The 22,617-nt window shown below is 72.0% G+C and carries 20 protein-coding genes, 1 rRNA gene and 1 riboswitch; of the genes, 16 read left to right on the top strand and 5 right to left on the bottom strand.

Features of this window, described 5'->3' with window-relative positions; all coding sequences use genetic code 11:
- The 11 genes from rrf to BMX65_RS09805 form a co-directional block, all read left to right on the top strand.
- Positions 1–93 (top strand): 5S ribosomal RNA (rrf, locus tag BMX65_RS09855); the annotation flags it as partial.
- A gap of 214 nt (positions 94–307) precedes the next feature.
- On the top strand, positions 308–919 hold the full coding sequence (gene clsA / locus BMX65_RS09850) for a cardiolipin synthase ClsA (protein WP_074999773.1): 612 nt from the start codon (positions 308–310) through the stop codon (positions 917–919).
- A 112-nt stretch (positions 920–1,031) separates the two neighbouring features.
- The gene (locus BMX65_RS09845) at positions 1,032–3,527 is read left to right on the top strand and encodes a mannose-1-phosphate guanyltransferase (protein ID WP_074999772.1); all 2,496 of its coding nucleotides are present in this window, start codon (positions 1,032–1,034) and stop codon (positions 3,525–3,527) included.
- Between the two features lie 100 nt (positions 3,528–3,627).
- Entirely contained in the window at positions 3,628–4,527 is a 900-nt protein-coding gene (locus tag BMX65_RS09840) for a DUF881 domain-containing protein (RefSeq protein ID WP_074999842.1), read from the top strand.
- Entirely contained in the window at positions 4,524–4,856 is a 333-nt protein-coding gene (locus BMX65_RS09835) for a small basic family protein (protein ID WP_019358093.1), read from the top strand. The genes BMX65_RS09840 and BMX65_RS09835 overlap by 4 nt, the downstream gene beginning before the upstream one ends.
- Positions 4,857–4,861: 5 nt before the next feature.
- The gene (locus BMX65_RS09830; RefSeq protein WP_074999771.1) at positions 4,862–5,752 is read left to right on the top strand and encodes a DUF881 domain-containing protein; all 891 of its coding nucleotides are present in this window, start codon (positions 4,862–4,864) and stop codon (positions 5,750–5,752) included.
- Between the two features lie 420 nt (positions 5,753–6,172).
- Positions 6,173–6,706: an FHA domain-containing protein gene (locus BMX65_RS34125; protein ID WP_338068918.1), complete on the top strand. Its 534-nt coding sequence runs from the start codon at positions 6,173–6,175 to the stop codon at positions 6,704–6,706.
- An 18-nt stretch (positions 6,707–6,724) separates the two neighbouring features.
- Positions 6,725–7,489, top strand: a complete 765-nt coding sequence (gene ftsR / locus BMX65_RS09820; protein ID WP_074999769.1) for a transcriptional regulator FtsR — start codon at positions 6,725–6,727, stop codon at positions 7,487–7,489.
- 74 nt (positions 7,490–7,563) lie between these two features.
- Positions 7,564–8,037: a bifunctional nuclease family protein gene (locus BMX65_RS09815; protein WP_026004895.1), complete on the top strand. Its 474-nt coding sequence runs from the start codon at positions 7,564–7,566 to the stop codon at positions 8,035–8,037.
- Between the two features lie 243 nt (positions 8,038–8,280).
- A complete protein-coding gene (locus BMX65_RS09810) occupies positions 8,281–8,925 on the top strand; it encodes a MerR family transcriptional regulator (RefSeq protein ID WP_074999768.1) in 645 nt (214 codons plus the stop codon).
- Positions 8,926–9,015: 90 nt separating this feature from the next.
- A complete protein-coding gene (locus tag BMX65_RS09805) occupies positions 9,016–10,611 on the top strand; it encodes a DNA polymerase IV (RefSeq protein WP_074999767.1) in 1,596 nt (531 codons plus the stop codon).
- On the opposite strand, the gene BMX65_RS09800 is transcribed toward BMX65_RS09805, so the two are convergent.
- The gene (locus BMX65_RS09800) at positions 10,527–10,904 is read right to left on the bottom strand and encodes a PRC-barrel domain-containing protein (RefSeq protein WP_074999766.1); all 378 of its coding nucleotides are present in this window, start codon (positions 10,902–10,904) and stop codon (positions 10,527–10,529) included. The genes BMX65_RS09805 and BMX65_RS09800 overlap by 85 nt on opposite strands.
- A gap of 135 nt (positions 10,905–11,039) precedes the next feature.
- Positions 11,040–11,137, top strand: a riboswitch (glycine riboswitch).
- A gap of 184 nt (positions 11,138–11,321) precedes the next feature.
- On the opposite strand from BMX65_RS09800, the gene gcvP reads away from it, so the two are divergent.
- Positions 11,322–14,228 carry an aminomethyl-transferring glycine dehydrogenase gene (gcvP, locus tag BMX65_RS09795; protein ID WP_074999765.1) on the top strand — a complete coding sequence of 969 codons (2,907 nt, stop codon included), beginning with the start codon at positions 11,322–11,324 and terminating at the stop codon, positions 14,226–14,228.
- Between the two features lie 211 nt (positions 14,229–14,439).
- On the opposite strand, the gene BMX65_RS09790 is transcribed toward gcvP, so the two are convergent.
- Positions 14,440–14,646: a DUF5999 family protein gene (locus BMX65_RS09790; protein ID WP_074999764.1), complete on the bottom strand. Its 207-nt coding sequence runs from the start codon at positions 14,644–14,646 to the stop codon at positions 14,440–14,442.
- Between the two features lie 296 nt (positions 14,647–14,942).
- Positions 14,943–15,623 carry a hypothetical protein gene (locus BMX65_RS09785; RefSeq protein ID WP_074999763.1) on the bottom strand — a complete coding sequence of 227 codons (681 nt, stop codon included), beginning with the start codon at positions 15,621–15,623 and terminating at the stop codon, positions 14,943–14,945.
- Between the two features lie 502 nt (positions 15,624–16,125).
- Between BMX65_RS09785 and BMX65_RS09780 the strand changes: the two genes are divergently transcribed.
- Positions 16,126–17,622, top strand: a complete 1,497-nt coding sequence (locus tag BMX65_RS09780; protein WP_074999762.1) for a glutamate-cysteine ligase family protein — start codon at positions 16,126–16,128, stop codon at positions 17,620–17,622.
- A 464-nt stretch (positions 17,623–18,086) separates the two neighbouring features.
- The gene (locus BMX65_RS09775; RefSeq protein ID WP_177214224.1) at positions 18,087–18,890 is read left to right on the top strand and encodes a CPBP family intramembrane glutamic endopeptidase; all 804 of its coding nucleotides are present in this window, start codon (positions 18,087–18,089) and stop codon (positions 18,888–18,890) included.
- Between the two features lie 43 nt (positions 18,891–18,933).
- Here the strand turns inward: BMX65_RS09775 and BMX65_RS09770 are convergent, their stop codons facing one another.
- Positions 18,934–19,773 (bottom strand): PhzF family phenazine biosynthesis protein, encoded by an 840-nt coding sequence (locus BMX65_RS09770; protein WP_074999761.1) that lies wholly within the window; start codon positions 19,771–19,773, stop codon positions 18,934–18,936.
- A 312-nt stretch (positions 19,774–20,085) separates the two neighbouring features.
- Entirely contained in the window at positions 20,086–20,946 is an 861-nt protein-coding gene (locus tag BMX65_RS09765; RefSeq protein WP_074999760.1) for an endo alpha-1,4 polygalactosaminidase, read from the bottom strand.
- Positions 20,947–21,140: 194 nt separating this feature from the next.
- Here BMX65_RS09765 and BMX65_RS09760 point away from each other — a divergent pair, with 194 nt between their 5' ends.
- Both BMX65_RS09760 and BMX65_RS09755 read left to right on the top strand, forming a co-directional pair.
- The gene (locus tag BMX65_RS09760; protein ID WP_074999759.1) at positions 21,141–21,794 is read left to right on the top strand and encodes a PadR family transcriptional regulator; all 654 of its coding nucleotides are present in this window, start codon (positions 21,141–21,143) and stop codon (positions 21,792–21,794) included.
- A gap of 166 nt (positions 21,795–21,960) precedes the next feature.
- The gene (locus BMX65_RS09755; RefSeq protein WP_398759179.1) at positions 21,961–22,497 is read left to right on the top strand and encodes a Clp protease N-terminal domain-containing protein; all 537 of its coding nucleotides are present in this window, start codon (positions 21,961–21,963) and stop codon (positions 22,495–22,497) included.
- The last annotated feature ends 120 nt before the right edge of the window (positions 22,498–22,617 follow it).

Below are 22,617 nucleotides of genomic sequence, written 5' to 3'. Positions count from 1 at the left end.
ACGCCCGGTCACATTCCGAACCCGGAAGCTAAGCCTTTCAGCGCCGATGGTACTGCATGCGGGAGCGTGTGGGAGAGTAGGACGCCGCCGAACAATTCTTGATATGGGCCCTGCCGACATGGTCGGCAGGGCCCATATGTGTATCCGGCCGCCTCGTATTCCGGCCACCGGCCACCGATCGCCGGCCGCCGGTATCGGGATGCCGCCGGCATTCCTCCGCCCCGCGGCGCCCCCCTGCACGCTCCGTGAGCGGCGCCGGGTAGGGTCAGGGGGTAGCGTCGGCACGTCTTGTTCAGGAGGCCCACGGGTGGAGGTCCAGGAGACGCGGGTCCAGACGGATCGGGTCCTCACCATCCCGAACATCCTCAGCATGGCTCGCCTGGTCGGCGTGCCCGTGTTCCTGTGGCTGATTCTCTGGCCCGAGTTCGGTGGTCCGAACTGCGATCTGTGGGCACTGCTCGTGCTCGCCGCGAGCGGTATCAGCGACTACCTGGACGGCAAACTGGCCCGCAGGTGGAATCAGATCAGCAGCCTCGGCCGTATTCTCGACCCGGCCGCCGACCGACTCTACATCCTCTCCACTCTCGTGGGCCTGACCTGGCGGGAGATTCTGCCGTTGTGGCTCACCGCCACGCTGCTGGCCCGCGAGCTGCTGCTGCTGGTCATGGTCTGGGTGCTGGACCGGCACGGTTACGCCCCGCCGCAGGTCAACTTCCTGGGCAAGGCCGCGACCTTCAATCTGATGTACGCCTTCCCCCTGCTGCTGCTCAGTGACGGAAGTGGCTGGGTTTCGTCACTCGCGGCGATTTTCGGATGGGCCTTCGCCGGATGGGGTACTGCTCTGTACTGGTGGGCAGGGATCCTCTACGTGGTCCAGGTCCGCCGTCTGATCAGGGTGGACGCCGCGACGACCGGGTGATTCCCGCCTTTCTCGCTTCGGAGGCCGGTTGCCCTGATTACGCCTTTGTAGGTCATCCTGGAGGGGTCATGGTCGGGGTGACCGTCGTCTGTGCGAGGAGGACGCTTCCGATATGAAGGCCGTCGTGATGGCTGGCGGCGAGGGCACGCGCCTTCGCCCGATGACCGCGAGCATGCCCAAGCCGCTCCTGCCGGTGGTGAACAAGCCGATCATGGAGCACGTGCTGAAGCTGCTCAAGCGTCACGGGCTCACCGAGACCGTCGTGACCGTGCAATTCCTGGCCTCCCTGGTCAAGAATTACTTCGGTGACGGCGAAGAGCTCGGAATGGAGCTCACCTACGCCAACGAGGAGAAGCCGCTGGGGACGGCCGGCAGCGTCAAGAACGCCGAGGAAGCGCTGCGGGACGATTCGTTCCTCGTCATCTCCGGCGATGCGCTCACCGACTTCGACCTCACCGATCTCATCCGGTTCCACAAGGAACGCGGTGCGATGGTCACGGTCTGCCTGACGCGGGTGCCGAATCCGCTGGAATTCGGTATCACCATCGTGGACGAGGACGGCAAGGTCGAGAGGTTCCTGGAGAAGCCGACCTGGGGGCAGGTCTTCTCGGACACGGTGAACACCGGGATCTATGTGATGGAGCCCGAGGTGTTCGACTACGTCGAGCCCGATGTGCCCGTCGACTGGTCCGGCGATGTCTTCCCGCAGCTGATGAAGGAAGGCAAGCCGATCTACGGCTATGTCGCGGAGGGCTACTGGGAGGACGTCGGCACCCACGAGAGCTACGTGAAGGCCCAGGCCGACGTGCTGGAGGGCAAGGTCGACGCGGAGCGGGACGGCTTCGAGATCTCGCCCGGGGTCTGGGTGGACGAGGGTGCCGAGGTCCATCCGGACGCGGTGCTGCGCGGGCCGCTGTACATCGGCGACTACGCGAAGGTCGAGGCGGGCGCGGAGGTCCGGGAGCACTCCGTGGTCGGCTCGAACGTCGTCGTCAAGAGCGGGGCCTTCCTGCACCGGGCCGTCGTGCACAACAACGTCTACATCGGCCCGCAGAGCAATCTCCGCGGCTGTGTCATCGGGAAGAACACCGACATCATGCGCGCCTCCCGGATCGAGGACGGCGCCGTCGTCGGGGACGAGTGCCTGATCGGCGAGGAGTCGATCGTGCAGGGGAACGTCCGGGTCTATCCGTTCAAGACGATCGAGGCCGGTGCGTTCGTCAACACCTCCGTCATCTGGGAGTCGCGCAGCCAGGCCCATCTGTTCGGCGCCCGCGGTGTCTCCGGGATCCTCAACGTCGAGATCACCCCGGAGCTGGCCGTGCGGCTGGCCGGTGCCTACGCGACAACGCTCAAGAAGGGCTCCACCGTCTGCACGGCCCGGGACCACTCCCGCGGGGCCCGTGCCCTCAAGCGGGCCATCATCTCCGCACTCCAGGCCAGCGCCATCGATGTGCGCGACCTGGAGAACGTGCCGCTTCCGGTGGCCCGGCAGCAGACGGCCCGGGGCAGCGCCGGCGGCATCATGATCCGTACGACACCCGGTGTCCCGGACTCGGTGGACATCATGTTCATCGACGAGCGGGGTGCGGAGCTCTCCCAGGCCGGACAGCGCAAGCTCGACCGCGTCTACGCGCGTCAGGAGTACCGCAGGGCCTTCCCGGGCGAGATCGGTGACCTCAGCTTCCCCTCCAGCGTCTACGACTCGTACACGGGCTCGCTGCTGCGCGCCGTGGACACGACCGGGGTCACGGAGGCCGGGCTGAAGGTCGTCGTCGACGCCTCGAACGGCAGCTCGGGGCTGGTCCTGCCGAGCCTGCTGGGGCGGCTGGGGGTCGACTCGCTGACCATCAACCCCGGGCTGGACGAGTCGCGCCCGACCGAGACGGCGGAGAGCCGCCGGGCCGGACTGGTGCGGCTGGGCGAGATCGTGGCCTCGGCCCGTGCGGCCTTCGGCGTGCGCTTCGACCCGGTGGGGGAGCGAATCTCGCTGGTGGACGAGCACGGCAGGATCGTGGAGGACGACCGGGCGTTGCTGGTGCTGCTCGACCTGGTCGCCGCCGAGCGGCGCAGCGGCCGGGTGGCGCTGCCGGTGACCACGACCCGGATCGCGGAGCAGGTCGCCGCGTACCACGGCACGCAGGTCGAGTGGACGACCACCTCTCCCGACGACCTCACCAGGGTCAGCCGGGACGACGGCACCGTGTTCGGCGGCGACGGCAGGGGCGGGTTCGTCGTACCGGAGTTCAGCTCGGTCTTCGACGGCGCCGCGGCGTTCGTGCGGCTGATCGGTCTGGTCGCGCGCACGCAGCTCACCCTGAGCCAGATCGACGCACGGATCCCGCGGGCGCATGTCAGCCGCCGGGACCTGGCAACTCCATGGGCGGTGAAGGGCCTTGTGATGCGCACCGTGGTGGAGGCGGCGGGAGACCGCTCCGTGGACACCACCGACGGGGTGCGGGTCGTGGAGTCCGACGGCCGGTGGGTGATGGTGCTGCCCGACCCGGCGGAGGCCGTCACCCATCTGTGGGCGGAAGGTCCGGACGAAGCCTCGGCGCAGGCGCTGCTGGACGAGTGGGCCGCGGTGGTCGACAGCGCGGGCCACTGAGCGAGCGGCGGGACTCGCCTCTGCCGGGGCAAGTCCCGCCGCACTGCGTGGACGTGGGTGCATTCGGCGGCACGAGCCTCCACGTGCGACGATGTGCGGCATGTCGCACCAGCAGCCCCCTCGGAGCACCGCACCGCGTACCTCGCGGCCCGATGCCTCCATGTCGCTGCTGACCAACGTGATGGAGCACAGCCTCGACGACGGCTACGCGGAGGCGGTGGCCCGGCGGGGCGAAGTGGGCCGTTCGCACATGCCCCGCACGCTCCGGGCCAAGCTGGGCCTGGCGGTCGGGCTGGTGCTCGCGGCCCTGGTGGTGACCGTGGGGGCCGCCCAGGCGCAGATCTCGGCGCCGAGCATCGCCAAGGAGAAGCAGGAGCTCATCGAGCGGATCGAGGCGGGCGGCCACCGGGCCGACGAGCTCCAGCAGGACGTCGACAAGCTGCGCTCCTCGGTGGAGCGGAAGCAGCGGCAGGCGCTGGAGAAGCACGGCGGCCGGCGGGGGAAGACCACGGTGCTGCTGTCCGGCGCGACCCCGGTCGAGGGTCCGGGCCTCAAGCTCGTGGTGGACGATGCCGCGGACACCGAGTCCCAGGGCGGCGACGGGCCCCGGAAGACCGACGGGTTCTCCGACACGGGCCGTATCCGCGACCGTGATCTGCAGCGGGTCGTCAACGGACTGTGGGCGGCGGGTGCCGAAGCGATCTCCATCAACGACCAGCGGCTCACGTCGCGCTCCGCCATCCGTGCGGCGGGCGACGCGATCCTGGTGGACAACAAGCCGCTCGTCCCGCCCTACACGCTGCTGGCGATCGGTCCGGGGAAGCAGCTGTCCCGGACCTTCCAGGACAGCGTCGACGGCCAGTACCTCTACGTCCTGCACAAGGACTACGGTGCCAGGACCAGCATTTCCGTCCAGGACGAGGTGCGGCTGCCGGCCGCGCCGAGTCTGATTCTGAGAACCGCGAAACCTGTGCGGACAGGGAAGGGCAGCACATCGTGATCGCCGTACTGGGCCTCGTCGTGGGAGTCGTGGCCGGACTCGTCGTCCGGCCCGTGGTGCCGCTGGCGGTCGAACCGTATCTGCCCATCGCCGTCGTCGCCGCGCTGGACGCCGTCTTCGGCGGCCTGCGGGCCATGCTGGACGGCATCTTCGACGACAAGGTCTTCGTGGTCTCGTTCCTCTCGAACGTGGTGGTGGCCGCACTGATCGTCTTCCTCGGGGACAAGCTCGGGGTCGGCGCGCAGCTCTCCACCGGTGTGGTTGTCGTCCTGGGTATCCGGATCTTCTCCAACGCGGCCGCCATCCGTCGGCACGTGTTCCGGGCGTGAGGCCGATGAGCGACGAGAACCGCCACGAGAGCGGCATCCCCCCGAAGCGCGAGCTCCCACCCGAGCGCGCCGTGCCCCGCGGACAGGAGCCCCCCGGCCAGGAGTCAACCGGCCAGGAGCCACCCGCCGCGGAGGCGCCGGCGGCGGGCGGAAAGGGTGACGGCGGCGGCGCGAAGCTGACGGGACGGCAACGCCTCGCCCAGGCCGTGTGGCCCCCGCGGGTGACGCGCGCCCAACTGATCGTCGCGTTGCTGCTGTTCGTCCTCGGCCTCGGCCTGGCCATCCAGGTCCGCTCGACCAGCGAGAACAGCGCACTGCGCGGTGCGCGCCGCGAGGACCTCGTCCGCATCCTCGACGAGCTCGACAACCGCACCAAGCGGCTGGAGGAGGAGAAGCGGAAGCTGGACGGGCAGCGTACGGAGCTGGAGACCTCCTCGGACCAGGCGGAGGAGGCGCGCAAGCAGACCAGGGAGAAGGAAGCCCAACTGGGAGTGCTGGCGGGTACCGTGGCGGCCCAGGGGCCCGGTATCCATATGAAGATCAGCGACCGCACGGGTGCCGCGGACGCGGACACGCTGCTGGACGCGGTCCAGGAGCTGAGGGCCGCCGGTGCCGAGGCCATGGAGATCAACGGGGTGCGCGTGGTGGCCAGCACCCACTTCACCGACAGCAGCGGCAAAGTCAGTGTGGACGGGCATAGGATCGAGCAGCCTTACCGCTTCGAGGTCATCGGCAAGCCCGCCGACCTGGAACCGGCGTTGAACATCCCCGGCGGGGTCGTGCAGACACTGAAGAACAAGCAGGCCACCGTGGAGGTGTCCCGCTCGGGGAAGATCACCGTGGACGCCTTGCGGCAGGTGAAGCGGCCTGACTACGCTCGGTCGTCATCGCAGTGAGATGGTGATAGGAGTTTCGGGGGGTCGGCGGGCAAGTTGAGCACCGCGTGGTGGAAACTGTCTGCGGGTCACGGACGTTGTTCGGGCGTCGAGTGTGACCAATGAGAGCATCGAGGGTCTGTCCTGCCCCACGGGCGGGTCTGTTTCGTGCGAGGGGAATCGCCCGTGAGTTTTTTTGCGAAGTTGTTCGGCAAGGGTCGCCGGGGCGGTGACTCGGGTACCGCACGGCACCGTGCCTCCCAGGGGCCGGACACGGGGGTGCCGGAGGACGGCACCGAGCGCCCGCTGTTCCGGGACGAGGTGGCCGGGTCCGGTGGAGGTAATTCGGGTGGTCACGGCCCGGTTTCTGTTGACCCCGGTACTCAGGGCCGCATAGGTTCCCAGGCACCGCCTACCTCGGAATCGGGTGGAGGTTCTGCCTTGCCGGTCTGTAACAGGTGTGGTGCCCGCGTCGCCGAAGCGAGCCGGTTCTGCTCCAACTGCGGTGCCCCGCTGCGCGGCGGAGCGCCTGCGGAGGGTGCCTCCGAGACGACGTCGACGATCTCCATCTCCGGGCTGGAGGCATACGACTCGGAATCCACCGGCCAGCACGCCTCCCCGGTGCTGCCGCCCGAGGCGCAGTCCGCCGTGGACGCCCTGCCCATGGGCTCGGCGCTGCTGATCGTGCGGCGGGGGCCGAACTCGGGCAGCAGGTTCCTGCTCGACGGGGAGCTGACCACCGCCGGGCGGCATCCGGAGAGCGACATCTTCCTGGACGACGTGACCGTCTCGCGCCGTCACGTGGAGTTCCGGCGCGGCTCCGACGGCGTCTTCACCGTCGCCGACGTCGGCAGCCTGAACGGCACCTACGTCAACCGGGAACGGATCGAGACGGCCGTGCCGCTCGGGAACGGCGACGAGGTGCAGATCGGAAAGTACCGGCTGGTCTTCTACGCGAGCCAGCACACCGTCTGAACCCCGGCAGGGAGGCTCATGCAGCCCGAACCGTCCGGCGGTGCCCGTGCGGGCACCGCCACCGGTCCGCAGAGCGGTCCGATGAGCATCGGTGCCGTGCTGCGTGCGCTCCGTGCGGAGTTTCCCGAGCTCACCGTGGCCGGGATCCGGTTTCTGGAGGCGGAGGGGCTGGTGGAGCCGGCCCGCTCGCCGTCCGGGGGCCGCCGGTTCCGGGAGGCGGACGTGGAGCGGCTGGGCCGGGTGCTGCGGCTGCAGCGTGACCACTGCCTGTCGCTCCGTGCCATCAAGGAGCGGCTGGGAGCGCCCGGCGAGGCTGCTCCGCCTCCGGTGGTGCCGGTGGCCGCGCCGCGCCGTGCCGAGTCCGAGGCACCCGTGCCCGGGTCCGGGGAGGCACCCGCGGCTTCCGCTGTCCGCACCGGCCGCCGGGAGCTGCTCGGCTCCGCCGGCGTGCGGGAGGAGGAACTGGCCGAGTGGGAGGAGTACGGGCTGCTCGGACCGGCCGGGGACGGTACCTACCGGCTGGTCGACGTGGCCGTGGCCCGGCTGGTGGCCCGGCTCGGACGGCACGGGGTGGAGGCGCGGCACCTGCGGCCCGTCAAGGCCGCAGCCGACCGGCAGCTCGCCCTGGCCGAGCAGCGCGTCGCGCCGCTGCGGCGCCATCCGGACCAGCGGACCAGGTCGGGTGCCCAGAGCACGGCCGACGAGCTGGCCGATCTCTCGGTACGGCTCTACGGGGCCTTCATGGCCTCCGGTGCACACCCGGACCGCACGCGGTGTGACTGAATCAGCACACGGATGCCGGTGACGGACGGCTGCCCGACTACCCAAACAGGCGCGGCACGGCCTAGGGTTGCTGTGTGAATGAGCTCGACGTCGTGGGTGTCCGGGTGGAAATGCCCACCAACCAACCGATCGTGCTCCTGCGAGAAGTGGGAGGCGACCGCTACCTCCCCATTTGGATCGGCCCTGGGGAGGCGACCGCGATCGCCTTCGCGCAGCAGGGCATGACCCCCGCACGCCCACTCACCCATGACCTGTTCAAGGACGTCCTGGAAGCAGTGGGTCAGGAGCTGACCGCGGTCCGCATCGTGGATCTGCGGGAAGGCGTGTTCTACGCGGAGCTGGTCTTCGCCAGCGGAGTGGAAGTCAGTGCCCGTCCGTCCGACGCCATAGCGCTCGCCCTGCGCACCGGAACGCCGATCTACGGCAGCGACGGTGTGCTGGACGACGCGGGAATCGCGATCCCGGACGAGCAGGAGGACGAGGTGGAGAAGTTCCGCGAGTTCCTCGACCAGATCTCCCCGGAGGACTTCGGCACCAGCAGCCAGTGACGCTCCGCCGACGAGGAGCCGCGGTCGGCGTTCCGGCCGGTGGCGGGGAGGGGTGTGCGCCGGGCGTGTGCTCACCGGGCATCCGACCAGTCATTCCCCGCCTCCGGGCACGCGAAACCACTCTCCCGGGCACTATCACTCGCCGTGCCGAGTGTGGCGATCATTGACGCACTCGGAGTGACTGCCTACCTTCATGTGGGCAGGTTCCGGGGGTGACCCGGGATGTGAAGGACGGAGGTCGGCGTGACAAGCACCGGCGGCGAAGGTACGGCGGCTGGCGACTCGTCCCTACTCGGCGGCCCGGTTCCGGCCTCCGGCCGGGAGGCGCCCCCGGGGCGGCCCTGCCCCGCACCGTCTTCGGCAGGCGCCGTCGGAGCGGTCGGCGACGCTCCCTCGGAGCAGGTCGGCTACCGCGGTCCCACCGCCTGCTCGGCGGCCGGGATCACCTACCGGCAACTCGACTACTGGGCCCGGACCGGACTGGTCGAGCCCAGCATCCGCCCCGCCTACGGCTCGGGGAGCCAGCGGCTCTACAGTTTCCGGGACATCGTCGTCCTCAAGATCGTCAAACGGCTGCTGGACACCGGTGTCTCGCTGCAGAACATCCGCGCGGCCGTCCGGCACCTGCGTTCCGGGGGCCGCACCGACCTGGCGCGGATGACGCTGATGAGCGACGGGGCCACGGTCTACGAGTGCTCCTCGCCCGACGAGGTCGTCGATCTTCTGCAGGGCGGCCAGGGCGTCTTCGGGATCGCTGTCGGGGTGGTCTGGAAGGACGTCGAGGGCGCGCTCTCCCGCCTGCACGGGGAGCGTGTCGACACCGGTGAGACGCTCGTGCGGGACCACCCGGAGGACGAGCTCGCCCGCCGCCGCAACCGCGCCGGTTAGCCCTCCCGCGCCCTCCCGGGCCCGGTCGGCGCAGCCTCCGGGCACGCCGCGGCGGGGGAGTGTCAGTGGCGTACGGCAGCATCGGGTGGTGTGAGGACCCAGCCGACCATCCTGCATCTGGACATGGACGCCTTCTTCGCCGCGGTGGAGCAGGCATCCAAGCCCAGCCTGCGCGGGAAGCCGGTGGTGGTCGGCGGTCTCGGGCCCCGCGGGGTGGTCTCCACCGCGTCCTACGAGGCCCGGCGCTTCGGGGTGCACTCCGCGATGCCGACGGCGCAGGCGCGGCGGCTGGCGCCGAACGCGGCGTATCTGGGTGCCCGGTTCGGGCTCTACCGCGCGGTCAGCGACGTGGTGATGGAACTGCTGCACGCGCTCTCGCCTCTGGTGGAGCCGCTGAGCCTCGACGAGGCGTTCGTGGACCTGGAGGCCGGGGAGGCCCTGGAAGGGACGCAGGGCGGCGCTGAAGGGGCACAGGAGGTCGGTGAACGACTGCGGCGGGACATCAGGACGGCGACGGGGCTGACCGGCTCGGTGGGGCTCGCGGGGTCCAAGATGCTGGCGAAGATCGCCTCGGAGCAGGCGAAACCGGACGGCCTGGTGCTCATCCCGGTGGGCACCGAGCGCGGGATGCTGGCTCCGCTGTCCGTGCGGACCCTGCCCGGGGTCGGGCCGGCCACCGCGGAGGTCCTGCGCAGGGCGGGGATCAGCACTGTGGGCGAAATCGTGGACGCCGGCGAGGACGAACTGCTGCGGCTGCTGGGAAAGGCGCACGGCACCTCGGTCCACGCGATGGCGCACGGGGTCGACGACCGCCCTGTGGTGGCCGAGCGGGACGCCAAGTCGGTCTCCGTGGAGGACACCTACGACGTCGACCTCACCGACCGCACCCGGGTCCGGCTGGAGGTGGAGCGGCTGGCCGGGCGCTGTGTGACGCGCCTGCGCGCGGCCGGGCGGTCGGGCCGCACCGTCGTCATCAAGGTGCGCAGCTACGACTTCTCCACCCTCACCCGGTCCGAGACGCTCCGGGGTCCCACCGACGACGTCGGTGTCGTGCGGGAGGCGGCGCTGCGGCTGCTGGACGGGGTGGACACCACGGCGGGTGTGCGGCTGCTGGGCGTGGGAGTCAGCGGGCTCGCCGACTTCACCCAGGAGGATCTGTTCGCGCAGGCCCAGGCCGCCCAGGGGCCGGCGGCCGCCCGTCATCAGGCCCATCAGACCCATCAGGCCCATCAGACCCGTGCGCAGACCGGGGCAGGCGACCCGGCGGAGTCGGGGCGGGACGCCGAGGCGCTGTCGGGGGCGGTCCCGGCGGCCGGGGAGGCGGCGCCCGCCGTCGGGGAGCCGGGTGCGGCGGCGCCCGCCGTCGAGGAGTCGGGCGCGGCGGTGCCCGCCGACCGGCGCTGGATCCCCGGCCGGGATGTGTGCCACGCGCTCCACGGCCGGGGCTGGGTGCAGGGCAGCGGCGTCGGGAAGGTCACCGTCCGGTTCGAGGAGCCGGGCTCGGCACCCGGCCGGGTGCGCACCTTCTCCGTCGACGACCCGCAGTTGGAGACCGCCGAACCGGTCATGCTGGGTGCGGCTGCCGCCGGGGGCCCGGCGGATCAGTCCCCGGCGCCGGCTATCCGCCCGAAGTCCCGGTCCGGAGGCGTGGACGCCTCCCCGCCGACGGGCACGTCGAGCCCGTAGTGACGGTAGAGCTCCAGCTCCTGCTGCGGGGAGAGATGGCGGCCGACGCCGAAGTCGGGGGCGTTCTTGATCAGACTCCGCTCGAACGGGACCCGCAGCCCCCTCTCGTCCAGGTCGGAGGGCCCCAGTGGGACGAAGGCGTCACGGCTGAAGAGGCCCGTGCGCAGCGCGGCCCACTCCGGGTCGCCTGTGGCGTCGTCGAGGTACACCTCGTCCACGGTGCCGATCTTGGCTCCTGCACGGTCGAACGCCTTGCGGCCGATCAGGCTTCGCGGATCTGTTCCGGTCTGCACGGGGCTCCTCCACCAGGGTCGCGACGCGCTGTTTCTGCGCGTACTCACCACGAAACGGTACTTTTCGACTCTTGGCCACTCGGGCGCACGCCGGGTTACCACGCAAGAGGGCGCTGATACTCTCGAGGTGGCTGTCGACCCCGTGCGGGAGAGTCCTCCGGTGCAGTTGCCGGAGGCGCCGAAGGAGCAACTCCTCCCCGGAATCTCTCAGGCTCACGTACCGTGCGGACGAGGTCACTCTGGAAAGCAGGGCGGGCCCGGACCAGCACACCGAAGCCCTCCCTCACCGACGGTGTAAGCCGAGCGTCCGGCACGTGGCTCGGTGAAACTCTCAGGTCAGATGACAGAGGGGGAGGCCGTCCGGGCACCCGTGAAAGGTGCCCCTCGCAGGTCGCACAGACCAGGAGGCCCCCGCAGATGACTTCCCACCGCACCCCGCTCTCGGCGCTGGAGAGCGGCATCCCCTTCGAGAGTCGCCACATCGGACCCGACGCCGGTGCCCAGGCCAAGATGCTCGCCCAGGTCGGCTACGGGTCGCTCGACGAGCTGACCGGCGCGGCCGTGCCCGAGGTGATCCGGAGCACCGAGCGGCTGCAGCTCCCCGAGGCACGGAGCGAGGCCGACGTGCTGGCCGAGCTGCACTCCCTCGCGCGCCGCAACCAGGTCCTGCACTCCATGATCGGCCTGGGCTACTACGGCACTTTCACGCCGCCGGTGATCCTGCGCAACGTCATGGAGAACCCCGCCTGGTACACGGCCTACACCCCCTACCAGCCGGAGATCTCGCAGGGCCGGCTGGAGGCGCTGCTCAACTTCCAGACCGTCGTCTCCGACCTGACCGGGCTGCCCACCGCCGGTGCCTCGCTGCTGGACGAGCCCACGGCCGCCGCCGAGGCGATGGCCCTCTCGCGCCGGGTCGGCAAGGCCGGCAGGCGAGGCGGCGGCGTGTTCCTGGTCGACGCCGACTGTCTGCCGCAGACGGTGGCGGTGCTGCGTACCCGCGCCGAGCCGACCGGCGTGGAGGTCGTCGTCGCCGACCTGGACGAGGGCATCCCCGCGGAACTGGCCGAGCGAGGGATCTTCGGGGTGCTGCTCCAGTACCCGGGCGCCTCCGGAGCGATACGCGACCAGCGCCGGACCGTCGAGCAGGCGCACGAGCTCGGCGCGGTCGTCACCGTCGCGGCCGACCTGCTGGCGCTGACGCTGCTGACCTCCCCCGGCGAGCTGGGCGCGGACATCGCGGTCGGCTCCAGCCAGCGGTTCGGGGTGCCGATGGGCTTCGGCGGGCCGCACGCGGGCTACATGTCCGTCCGCGAGCAGTTCGCCCGCAGCCTGCCCGGGCGGCTCGTCGGGGTCTCCAAGGACGTGGACGGGGAGCAGGGCTACCGCCTCGCCCTGCAGACCCGTGAACAGCACATCCGGCGGGAGAAGGCCACCAGCAACATCTGCACCGCGCAGGTGCTGCTCGCGGTGATGGCCGGAATGTACGCCGCTTACCACGGTCCGGACGGGCTGGCGGCGATCGCCCGCCGCACCCACCGGTACGCGGCGCTGCTGGCGGCCGGGCTGCGGGACGGCGGGATCGAGATCGTCCACGACAGCTTCTTCGACACCGTCACCGCGCGCGTCCCGGGCGAGGCGGCCCGGGTCACCGAGCGGGCCCGCGAGGCGGGGGTCAACCTGCGGCTGGTGGACGCCGACCACGTCGGCGTCGCCTGCGACGAGACCACGGGCCGGGACCAGCTCACCGCCGTGTGGCAGGCGTTCGGTGTCGCGGCGGCACAGGCCGACCTCGACGAGTTGGACGCGGCCACCGACGACGCGCTCCCGGCCGACCTGCTGCGCACCGACGAGTACCTCACCCACCCGGCCTTCCACGAGCACCGCTCCGAGACCGCCATGCTGCGCTACCTGCGCCGGCTGGCGGACCGGGACTACGCGCTGGACCGCGGCATGATCCCGCTGGGCTCCTGCACGATGAAGCTCAACGCCACCACGGAGATGGAGCCGGTCACCTGGCCGGAGTTCGGCGCGCTGCACCCCTTCGCGCCCGCCGAGCAGGCCGAGGGGTATCTGACGCTGATCCGCGAGCTGGAGGAGCGGCTGGCCGAGGTCACCGGCTACGACAAGGTCTCCCTCCAGCCCAACGCCGGCTCGCAGGGCGAACTGGCCGGACTGCTGGCGGTACGCGCCTACCACCGCGCCAACGGCGAGCCCGGGCGCACCGTCTGCCTCATCCCGTCCTCGGCGCACGGCACCAACGCGGCCAGCGCGGTGATGGCGGGGATGACGGTCGTGGTCGTCAAGACCAGCGACAACGGTGACGTGGACGTGGCCGACCTGCACGCCAAGATCGAGCGGCACGGCGACGAGCTGGCCGTTCTGATGGTCACCTACCCGTCCACGCACGGTGTGTTCGAGGAGCACATCACCGAGGTCTGCGCAGCCGTGCACGACGCGGGCGGCCAGGTGTACGTGGACGGCGCCAACCTGAACGCGCTGCTGGGGCTGGCGAAGCCAGGACGCTTCGGCGCCGACGTCTCGCACCTGAACCTGCACAAGACGTTCTGCATCCCGCACGGCGGGGGCGGTCCCGGCGTCGGCCCGATCGGGGTGCGCGCGCATCTGGCCCCGTATCTGCCCAACCACCCGCTGCAGCCGGCCGCCGGGCCCGAGACGGGGATCGGCCCGGTCTCCGGCGCGCCGTGGGGGTCGGCCGGCATCCTGCCCATCTCCTGGGCGTACGTCCGGCTGATGGGGGCCGAGGGGCTGCGCAGGGCCACCCAGGTGGCGGTGCTGAGCGCCAACTACATCGCCAAGCGGCTGGAGCCGCACTACCCGGTGCTCTACGCGGGACCGCACGGGCTGGTGGCGCACGAGTGCATCATCGACGTGCGCCCGCTGACCAAGCAGACCGGTGTGAGCATCGACGACGTCGCCAAGCGGCTGATCGACTACGGGTTCCACGCGCCGACGATGTCCTTCCCCGTCGCCGGGACGCTGATGATCGAGCCGACGGAGAGCGAGGACCTGAACGAGGTCGACCGGTTCTGCGAGGCGATGATCGCCATTCGTGCGGAGATCGAGAAGGTCGGTACGGGCGAGTGGGACGCGGAGGACAACCCGCTGCGCAACGCCCCGCACACGGCCGCGATGCTGGGCCGCGAGTGGCAGCAGGGTTACGGCCGCGAGGAGGCGGTCTTCCCCGCCGGTGTGCGCGCGGGTGACAAGTACTGGCCGCCGGTGCGCCGGATCGACGGTGCGTACGGGGACCGCAACCTGGTCTGCTCCTGCCCGCCGGTCGCGGAGTACGACGCCGGGTAGCGGCGGCTCGGCCGACCGAGCGGCCTCCGGGGGCCGACAGCTCTCCGGGCGACGGATTCAGGGCCGGTACGGCGGATGCCGTGCCGGCCCTGCGTCGTGCGGTGCCGTGCGGTGCGCGGTGTGTCGTGCGGAGCGTGTCGCGCCCGCGCGGCGGTCCTGCGGTCCGCCGTGCCGTGCGCCGTGCGGCCTCACGGGACGCACGTGCCGTGTGTCAGGCGGCGGTGATCACGTGGCGCGTGCCCAGCGGTTTGTGCGGAGCGATGATCCGGCCGTCCGGCAGCAGCTCTCCCGTGTCCTCGAAGAGGAGCACTCCGTTGCAGAGCAGGCTCCAGCCCTGCTCGGGGTGGTGGACCACGGCTTGCGCGGCCTCCCTGTCGGCTGAGTCCGCTGTCGGGCACGGTGGCTGGTGCTGGCACATTGTCGGTGTCGTCTTCCGTCGTGTTGTGGCGTCTGTCCTGCGGTTCCCGTTGTGCATGACCGTTCCCCCGTCACCCCGTACGTGCGTACGTTCCGGTCCGTCCCCCAGTGTTCCGCTGCTGACGCGGATTCGCAGGGATTTCGCGTCAGCTCGTACCCAACCGCACAGACGCGTCACCCGGGTAGGCGGTTGCGCCCAACTGCACCGTCATTTCGGGGGGTTCGGGCTCCCGCGAAGACTAGCCCATTCGGAGGGGTGCGCAGCGGGGTCGGCGGTTTCCGCGGGCGGACGCCGTCTCACGCGGGCGTACGCAGCAGCGGCGCCGCAGCGGAGTCCGCCCCGGGAGCCGGGAGGGGTGCCGACCCGAGTCTGCGGGTCAGCACGGGCAGCAGCGCGTCCACCCGGTGCGCGGTGTGCGGGACGATGCCGGGCGGCGCCGGAGCCAGTGGGATCAGCAGATCGGCCGGGTCCGGCACGCTGTCGTGCGGGTCGCCGCCGACGTCGGCGTGCAGCCACAGGGTCAGCATGTAGAGCTCCGGCACCGACAGCAGGCGCGGCTGGTAGGGCGTCGGCAGTACCTCGGCCTGGCGCAGCGCGCGGACCGTCGAGAGAACGTAGGGACCCTGCCGGAACTGGCCGAAGGTCCAGCCGTCCGCGGTCGGCACGGCCTCGGCGGTGCCGACGAACACGGAGCCGTGGGTGCCCTCGCCGTCGGCGTCCCCGTCGGCCAGCAGGAAGCGCCAGCCGGTCAGCCGGGTGCGCGGGGCCACCGCGGCCGGGGCGGTGGCGTGCCCGGCGCCGTCCGGCGCCACGCGCGCCATCTCATAGGCGGGGAGCGGGAGTTCGGCGCGCAGCGGACCCTGCGCCGTGCGCAGGGCGAGCGGGGATCGGGAGCCCCGTACCGCGCTCGGGGAGCCGAGGGCGGTCAGGACACTGCGCAGGGCGGGGGCCGGGGCCGAGGGTACGTGCAGCGGCATGGCGGGTCGCCTCTCTTGGGAGACACATGGTGCTGGCAGGGGCGCGACGGCGGTGTCGGCGCGGAGATGGCCGCAGGTGCGGCGGGGGAGGGGTCGACCGGGGCGGCCGGGATCGCCAAGTCTCTGCCTCGTTCGCGCAGTTTATACGAGATGTGTTCGAGGGGTGTTTCCACTAACGTGCCCCGCTGTTTCCCGTAAGGCTGTAACAGGACGAATCGGCTGGCTTTTCACCAGTGCTGACACCGAAGCTGCGCGGCTGACCTCGGATTCCGGGTCGAACGCGGTCGGCCTGATGCCGTCGGTGTTTATGACGAGAGCTGTGCCGCGGGAGCTGGACACCGCCGTATGCCGAGGGAATGTGCCGCCCCGGCCTCGGCCAGCCTAGCGGCAGTTCCCCGCCGCGTCAGCCCTGCCAGGCGTTATCCGCGGCGCGGCAGGGCATCATCGGTGCACGCTCGGCCGGGACCTCCGGCAGCGTCCACCAGCAGGGAGGAAGTCTCCGATGGGAGAGAAGGTCGTCGCCGACAGGTTCGACCTGTCCGATCGACGGCGGTACCGGGAGAAGCTGCACACATGTCTCCGGGGACTGTGGCAGCTACTGGAGGAGAAGCGGTTCGACCGCCCCAGGAATCTCATGGGGCTGGAGATCGAACTGAATCTCGCGGACGTCCAGGGGCAGCCCCTCATGGTGAATGCCGAGGTACTCCAGCGCATCGCGAGCTCGGATTTCCAGACAGAGCTGGGGCAGTTCAATCTCGAAGTGAACATCGTGCCGCATGCGCTCTCCGGGAGAGTTCTCGATCAGCTCGCCGAGGAACTCCGCACCGGGCTGGCGTACGCGGACCGGCAGGCCCGGGAAGTGGATGCGCGGATCGTCATGATCGGCACCCTGCCGACCCTCACGGCGCGCGACCTGACGCTGGCCAACCTCACCGAGGACGACCGCTATCGGCTGCTCAACGACCAGATCATGGCCGCGCGCGGCGAGGAGGTGGCGCTCGACATCGAGGGGGTCGAGCACCTGGTGAGCACCTCGGAATCGATAGCGCCGGAGTCGGCCTGCACCTCCGTTCAGCTCCACCTCCAGGTGACGCCCGGCCGGTTCGCCGACGTGTGGAACGCGGCGCAGGCCGTCAGCGCCGCGCAAGTGGCCATGGGAGCGAACTCGCCCTTCCTGTTCGGGCACGAACTGCTGCGCGAGTCCCGGGTGCCGCTCTTCGTCCAGGCGACGGACACCCGCCCGCCCGAGCTGATCGCCCAGGGCGTCCGTCCGCGCACCTGGTTCGGGGAGCGCTGGATCTCCTCCGCGTACGACCTGTTCGAGGAGAACCTGCGCTACTTCCCCGCCCTGCTGCCCCTCTGCGACGAGGAGGACCCCGGGCGGGTGCTCGCCTCCGGCGGAGTGCCGGCCCTGTCGGAGCTGACGCTGCACAACGGCACGATCTACCGCTGGAACCGGCCGGTCTACGGGGTCGTGGACGGTGCCCCGCACCTGCGGGTGGAGAACCGGGTGCTGCCCGCCGGACCGACGGTGACCGACGTGCTGGCCAACACGGCGTTCTACTACGGTCTGGTGCGCGCACTGGCCGACGAGCCGCGACCGGTCTGGAACCGGCTGCCGTTCGAGTACGCCGAGCGGAACTTCGACGCGGCGTGCCGGTACGGGATCGAGGCCGAGCTGTGGTGGCCGCGCTCGGGCCGCGGCACCGGGCTGCTCCGGCAGCCCGCCGTCCGGCTGGTGCGCGACGAGTTGCTGCCCCTGGCCGCCACGGGGCTCGACGCATGGGGCGTGGAGCCGGCCGACCGCGACCGCTACCTCTCGGTGATCGAGGAGCGCTGCCGCCTGCGCGTCAACGGGGCGTCCTGGCAGGCGGCGGCGTACCACCGCGCGCTGGAGTCCGGTCTGGACCGGGAGAAGGCGCTGGCCGCGATGGCCCGCGGCTACTGCGACCGGGCCGCCTCCGGAGCGGCCGTGCACACCTGGGACGACGGGCCGTAGAGCGGGTGCCGCGCCCGGCCGCCCCGCACCGCGGCGATCCCGCGGACCGCCGCGCGCGCTCCGCGCCCGGCCGGGCCCGCCGCCCCGACGCGCACCACCCCGCCGGGCCTGTTGCATCTGGCCTGCCCCCGCCGGGCCCGGCCGCGTCGTCCGCACCGGTGCGCCGGACCCCGCACGCCGGACCCGCCCAGGCCGTCGGGCAAGCTGTGACGTGGCAGCGCACCCGAGTACACCCGGCAGGTGCCCTGCGGCAACGGCGGAGGGCGGCACCTCCCGGGGGCGCCCCGTCCCTCCGGCCGCTGCGTGTGTCGCCTCGCCCCTGCCGTCCCTGGCGCGGTCCGCGGCGGGGCGACGAGGCCGGACCGCCATCGGCGCGGTCGCGGCGCGCCGGGGCGGTGGCGGAGCCGCCGGTGGTGCGACAGAAGGGACAAGGATGGATCCGGCGTCGGCAACGGGAGGTTCGCGTGCGCGCACAGGGGCTTGAGGAACCGCGGCCCGCCCCCGCGGGCGGGCTGCCGCGACGGGTGCTCGGCACCGAACTGCTGCTCGTCCTCGCGCTCTCGCTGGGAGCCAGCGCCGTCTCGTCGCTGATCAGTTTCGTGGGCGCGCTGACCCGGCCCGGCGGGCTGGCCGACCAGGCCGCCCGGCTCAACTCCTCGCAGGCGCCCGGACGGCCCTGGCTCGACCTGGCCTGGCAGCTCTTCGGGATCGCCACCGCGCTGGTGCCCGTCGCCCTGGTCGCCCACCTCCTGACGCGGGAGGGCGCGGGAGGGCTGCGGGTGCTGGGCCTCGACCGGCGCAGGCCCCTCTTCGACCTGAGCCGGGGGGCTGCCCTGGCCGCGGGCATCGGCGGCTGCGGGATCGGGCTCTATCTGCTGGCCCGGGCCGGGGGGTTCAACCTCACCGTGGAGCCGGAGTCGCTGCCGGACGTGTGGTGGAAGTATCCGGTGCTGGTCGCCTCCGCGGTGCAGAACTCGGTGCTGGAAGAGGTCATCGTCGTCGGATACCTGCTGCGCCGGCTCGACCAGCTCGGCTGGTCCCCGCTCGCCGCGCTCGGCGCGAGCGCGGTGCTGCGCGGCTCCTACCACCTCTACCAGGGCGTCGGAGGATTCTTCGGCAATCTGGCGATGGGTGTCGTCTTCGCCTTCCTCTACCGGCGGTGGGGCCGCGTGGGGCCGCTGGTGGCGGCCCACGCGCTGATCGACATCGTGGCCTTCGTCGGCTACGCGCTGCTCGCCGGGCGGGTGGACTGGCTGCCCACGCCCTGAAGCCGCGCCGAGCGGGCGTGGTGACGCGGCCGCCCGGCCACCACTACAGTCCGGTGAGCAGCTCCGCGTCCAGCACGGTGACCGCCCGCCCGGTCAGCAGGGTGCGCTCGCCACGCAGCGTGGTGCGCACCTCGCCGGTGCGCCGCGACACCTGAAGGCCGGTCAGGGCGGCGCGTCCGAGCCGCTGCGACCACAGCGGGGCCAGCGCGGTGTGCGCGCTGCCGGTGACGGGGTCCTCCGGGATGCCGTGCGCGGGCGCGAAGACCCGGGAGACGAAGTCGTGTTCCCGCTCCCCGGCCCCGGAGCCGTTCGGTGCCGCCGCTGCTGTCACCACCACGGTCGGGGCGGGGAGCGCGGCGACCGCTGCCGGGTCGGGTGCCAGGTCGCGCACCGTGCGCTCGTCGGCGAACTCCAGGACCAGCTTCTGCAGCGGACCGGTGTCCCAGGCGGCCAGGGGGTCGGCGCCGAAGACCTCCCGGGTGCTCTCCGGGACCGGGACGGGGACCGGAGTCGCGGTCGGAAAGTCCAGGGTGAGGCTGCCGTCCGCGTCGCGGGAGGCGCCCAGGACGCCGCTGCGGGTCCGGAAGCGCACCCGCCCGTCCTCGTCCAGCAGGCCGTCGCCGCCCAGCACATGGGCGGCGGCGAGCGTGGCGTGGCCGCACATGTCGACCTCGGTCGTCGGCGTGAACCAGCGCAGCGCCCAGTCGGCGTCGGCGCTGTCGGACAGCGGGTGCAGGTAGGCGGTCTCGGACAGGTTCAGTTCGGCGGCGAGGGCCTGGAGGCGGGAGTCGTCCGGGAACACGGCCGCGTCCAGGAGCACGACAGCGGCGGGATTCCCGGTGAAGGGGCGGACGGCGAAGGCGTCGACGGTGCGCAGTCTCATGCCCGGGGACGGTACGGGGCGGGGACGTGCCGGGTGCAGGGCCAATGCGCGGCGGGTGGACCGGGCGCACCTGAGGTCCGGCGGAGCGGAGGACCGGTGCACCTGAGGTCCGGCGGAGCGGGGGACCGGGCGGTGCGGTTCCGCGCCGCACCAGGGCGGGGCGGGGAAGGTCCTTCCCGCCGTACGGGCCTTGTTCGCCGTGCACGGACCCGACCGTCCCCGGGGTGAGGGCCCCCGGCGGTGCCCTCGCGGGTCGCGCGGCGGGTACCGCCGGGCCGGGACCGGCACGGGAGCGCCGGGGGCTGGTGCGGATCAGCACCGCTCGTAGCGGTGCCCTTCCTCGCCCGCGGGGCGCACGTCCAGGTCCCGCCGTACGACCGACAGCCGCTCGCCCCATGTGCGGCAGGCCGCGGCCAGTCCCTCGGCGGTGTACTCGACGTCCAGCACCCGGTCGTCGTACGCCTCCGCGTAGCGGTCGCATTCGTCGTACTGCCCGCACTCCTCCGCCACCGCGAAGTCGAAGCCCATCGCGGTGCGCCGCGGCAGCAGTTCCTGTGCGTTCTTCTGCCCGGCCGCCAGCCCTCTCCGGTGCGCCTGCCGGGTCAGCAGGGCGGCGAACGCGACGTTGTCGGCCCGGCTGAGCCGGTCGCCGGAGCGCTCGTAGGAGTCGAGGTTGTCCACTTCGACCGCCTGGAACCCCTTCTCGGCGCAGCCGTCGATCCAGCGTCCGACGATGCCCGCGAGCTCCTTGCGGTGCGCGGCGGTGGAGGTGTCCAGCAGCGCTTCGTTCCAGTCGGTGTCCATCACCGGCTTCCCGCTCCCGGTCCGCAGCACCAGGCCGGGATGGTGCCGCTGCCACCAGTCCAGCGCGTCGGGCTGGGCCTGGAAGCCGTTGACGTAGCAGACGTTGTAGTGCCCCGGTGCGGGGTCGTGCGCGCGGTCCCGGGAGAGCACACGCACCCCGTCGGGCGGCGGATAGGCGCCCCCGATCTGGTAGTCGAAGCCCGCGTGCACCGGCGGCAGCGCCGGGCGTGCCGCGCTGGAGCTGCGGCCGGGTGCGGGGCTGCCGTCGCCCTGGCCTGCTCCGCAGCCGCTCAGGGCGGCCCCCAGCAGCAGGACGGTGACGAGTGCCCGGGTCCGGCCCCGGTTCGCCCGGGCGGCGGTGGTCTGCATGCGGGGGACTCCTGACGGACGCGGGAAGCGCCTGCCGCCCCCCGGCGCCCAGCCTACGGAGAGTGTCGTCCGGGCCGTCGGTCCGCCCGCACGGCGTGGACGTCCGCTGCGCCACAGGGCTTGTCGTGCGATCGGTTCCGATATATCGTCGAAGTATCACGAAGGATCGAGGATATGACGTAAAGGAGCGAGCGATGTATCCCTACGAAACACAGCAGGGCGAGAGTCCCCGTCGGTACGGGGCCGGCCGCGGTGCCGAGGGGCCTGGTGCCGGACCGTGCGGTCCGCACGGGCGCGGGCGGGGCCGTGGCCGCGGGCCGGGGCACGGCCGGGCCGCCTTCGGTCCGTTCGGGCCGCCCTTCGGCGGCGGGCCGTTCGGCGGCCGCGGTCGTGGCGGTCCCCGGGGCAGGGCGCGGCGCGGTGATGTGCGGGCCTCGATTCTGGCGCTGCTCAAGGACCGCCCGATGCACGGCTACGAGATGATCCGGGAGATCGCCGAACGCAGTGGCGGCGCCTGGAAGCCCAGCCCCGGCTCCGTCTACCCGACGCTGCAGTTGCTGGAGGACGAGGGGTTGATCGCCAGTGCGAGCGAGGGCGGCAAGAAGCTCTTCTCGCTCACCGAGGCGGGCACCGCCGAGGCGGAGGCCGGCGCCGAGGCTCCCTGGGAGGAGGCCGGGCGCGGCGCCGACTGGGAGGCCCTGCAGGAGGTGCGCACCGCGGCCGGAGGGCTGGCGGCCGCCTTCCAGCAGGTGTGGGCGACCGGAACGGAGGAGCAGCAGCAGAAGGCGCTCCGCGTGGTCAACGACGCCAAGAAGAGCCTGTATCTGATCCTCGCCGAGGAGGACTGAACCCCCGGGCGAACGGCCCGCGGCGCCTGCGGACCCCCGAGGGGGACCGGGGGCGCCGCCTCCTTCCCAGGGAGGAGGCGGCGGCACCCGTGCACACCTGTAGGCGGACTGGCATATGCCACGGCACGCTGACGATCTGCACCGGCGTGTGTGATGTGGTGGTTCGGTGCACAGTCCTACACCGCCCAGCGCCTCGGCCGAAGCGGGGATCGACACCCTGGTCGACCCGCCGGTCGACGACGCGCTGGCTGAAGTGATCGCCACCGCCCGCCGGCGCGCGGCGCGCGACGGGGACCGGCAGATCGACACGGCACACCTGCTGCACAGTCTGCTGGAGTCCGACAGCGGCACCTGGGAGCTGCTGGACGGCGGGGGCGCGCAGCTCGGCCGGCTGCTCGGCTATCTCGTCCAGCGCAGTATCGGCTACGGGCTGCGCTGGCAGAGCGCTGTGGAGGACTCCGGAGCCGTACCCGCCGTCTCCGAGCAGCCCGGCGGGGTGCCCGGCTGGTCGCCCAGCGCCCAGGCGGCGCTCGAGGCCGCGGCCCGCCGGGCCCGGCGGCTGGGGAACGCGCGGACCGAGGCCGTCGACCTGTTCGCGGGCGTGGTTGCCGATCCGGAGTGCCGGGGTGCGGAGGTGCTGCGCCGCGCGGGAGTCGACGTCGTGCGGCTCGCCGACCGGACCGGCGTCGCCGCCGGCCTCTGAGCCGCCCGGCCGGTCCGGTCCGCGCCGCGGGTCGGTCCGCACGCCGGGTCCGGTCCGTCCGGCCGGCTGGTCCGCGGGCTGTCGGTCCCCCGGCCGGAGCTGCGGTCCACTGCCGGGGAG

This window comes from Streptomyces qinglanensis (assembly GCF_900111245.1).
Taxonomy (GTDB): Bacteria; Actinomycetota; Actinomycetes; order Streptomycetales; family Streptomycetaceae; genus Streptomyces; species Streptomyces qinglanensis.
The sequence above is the reverse complement of the archived record's forward strand: the minus strand, read 5'-3'. Positions and strand labels throughout refer to the sequence as shown.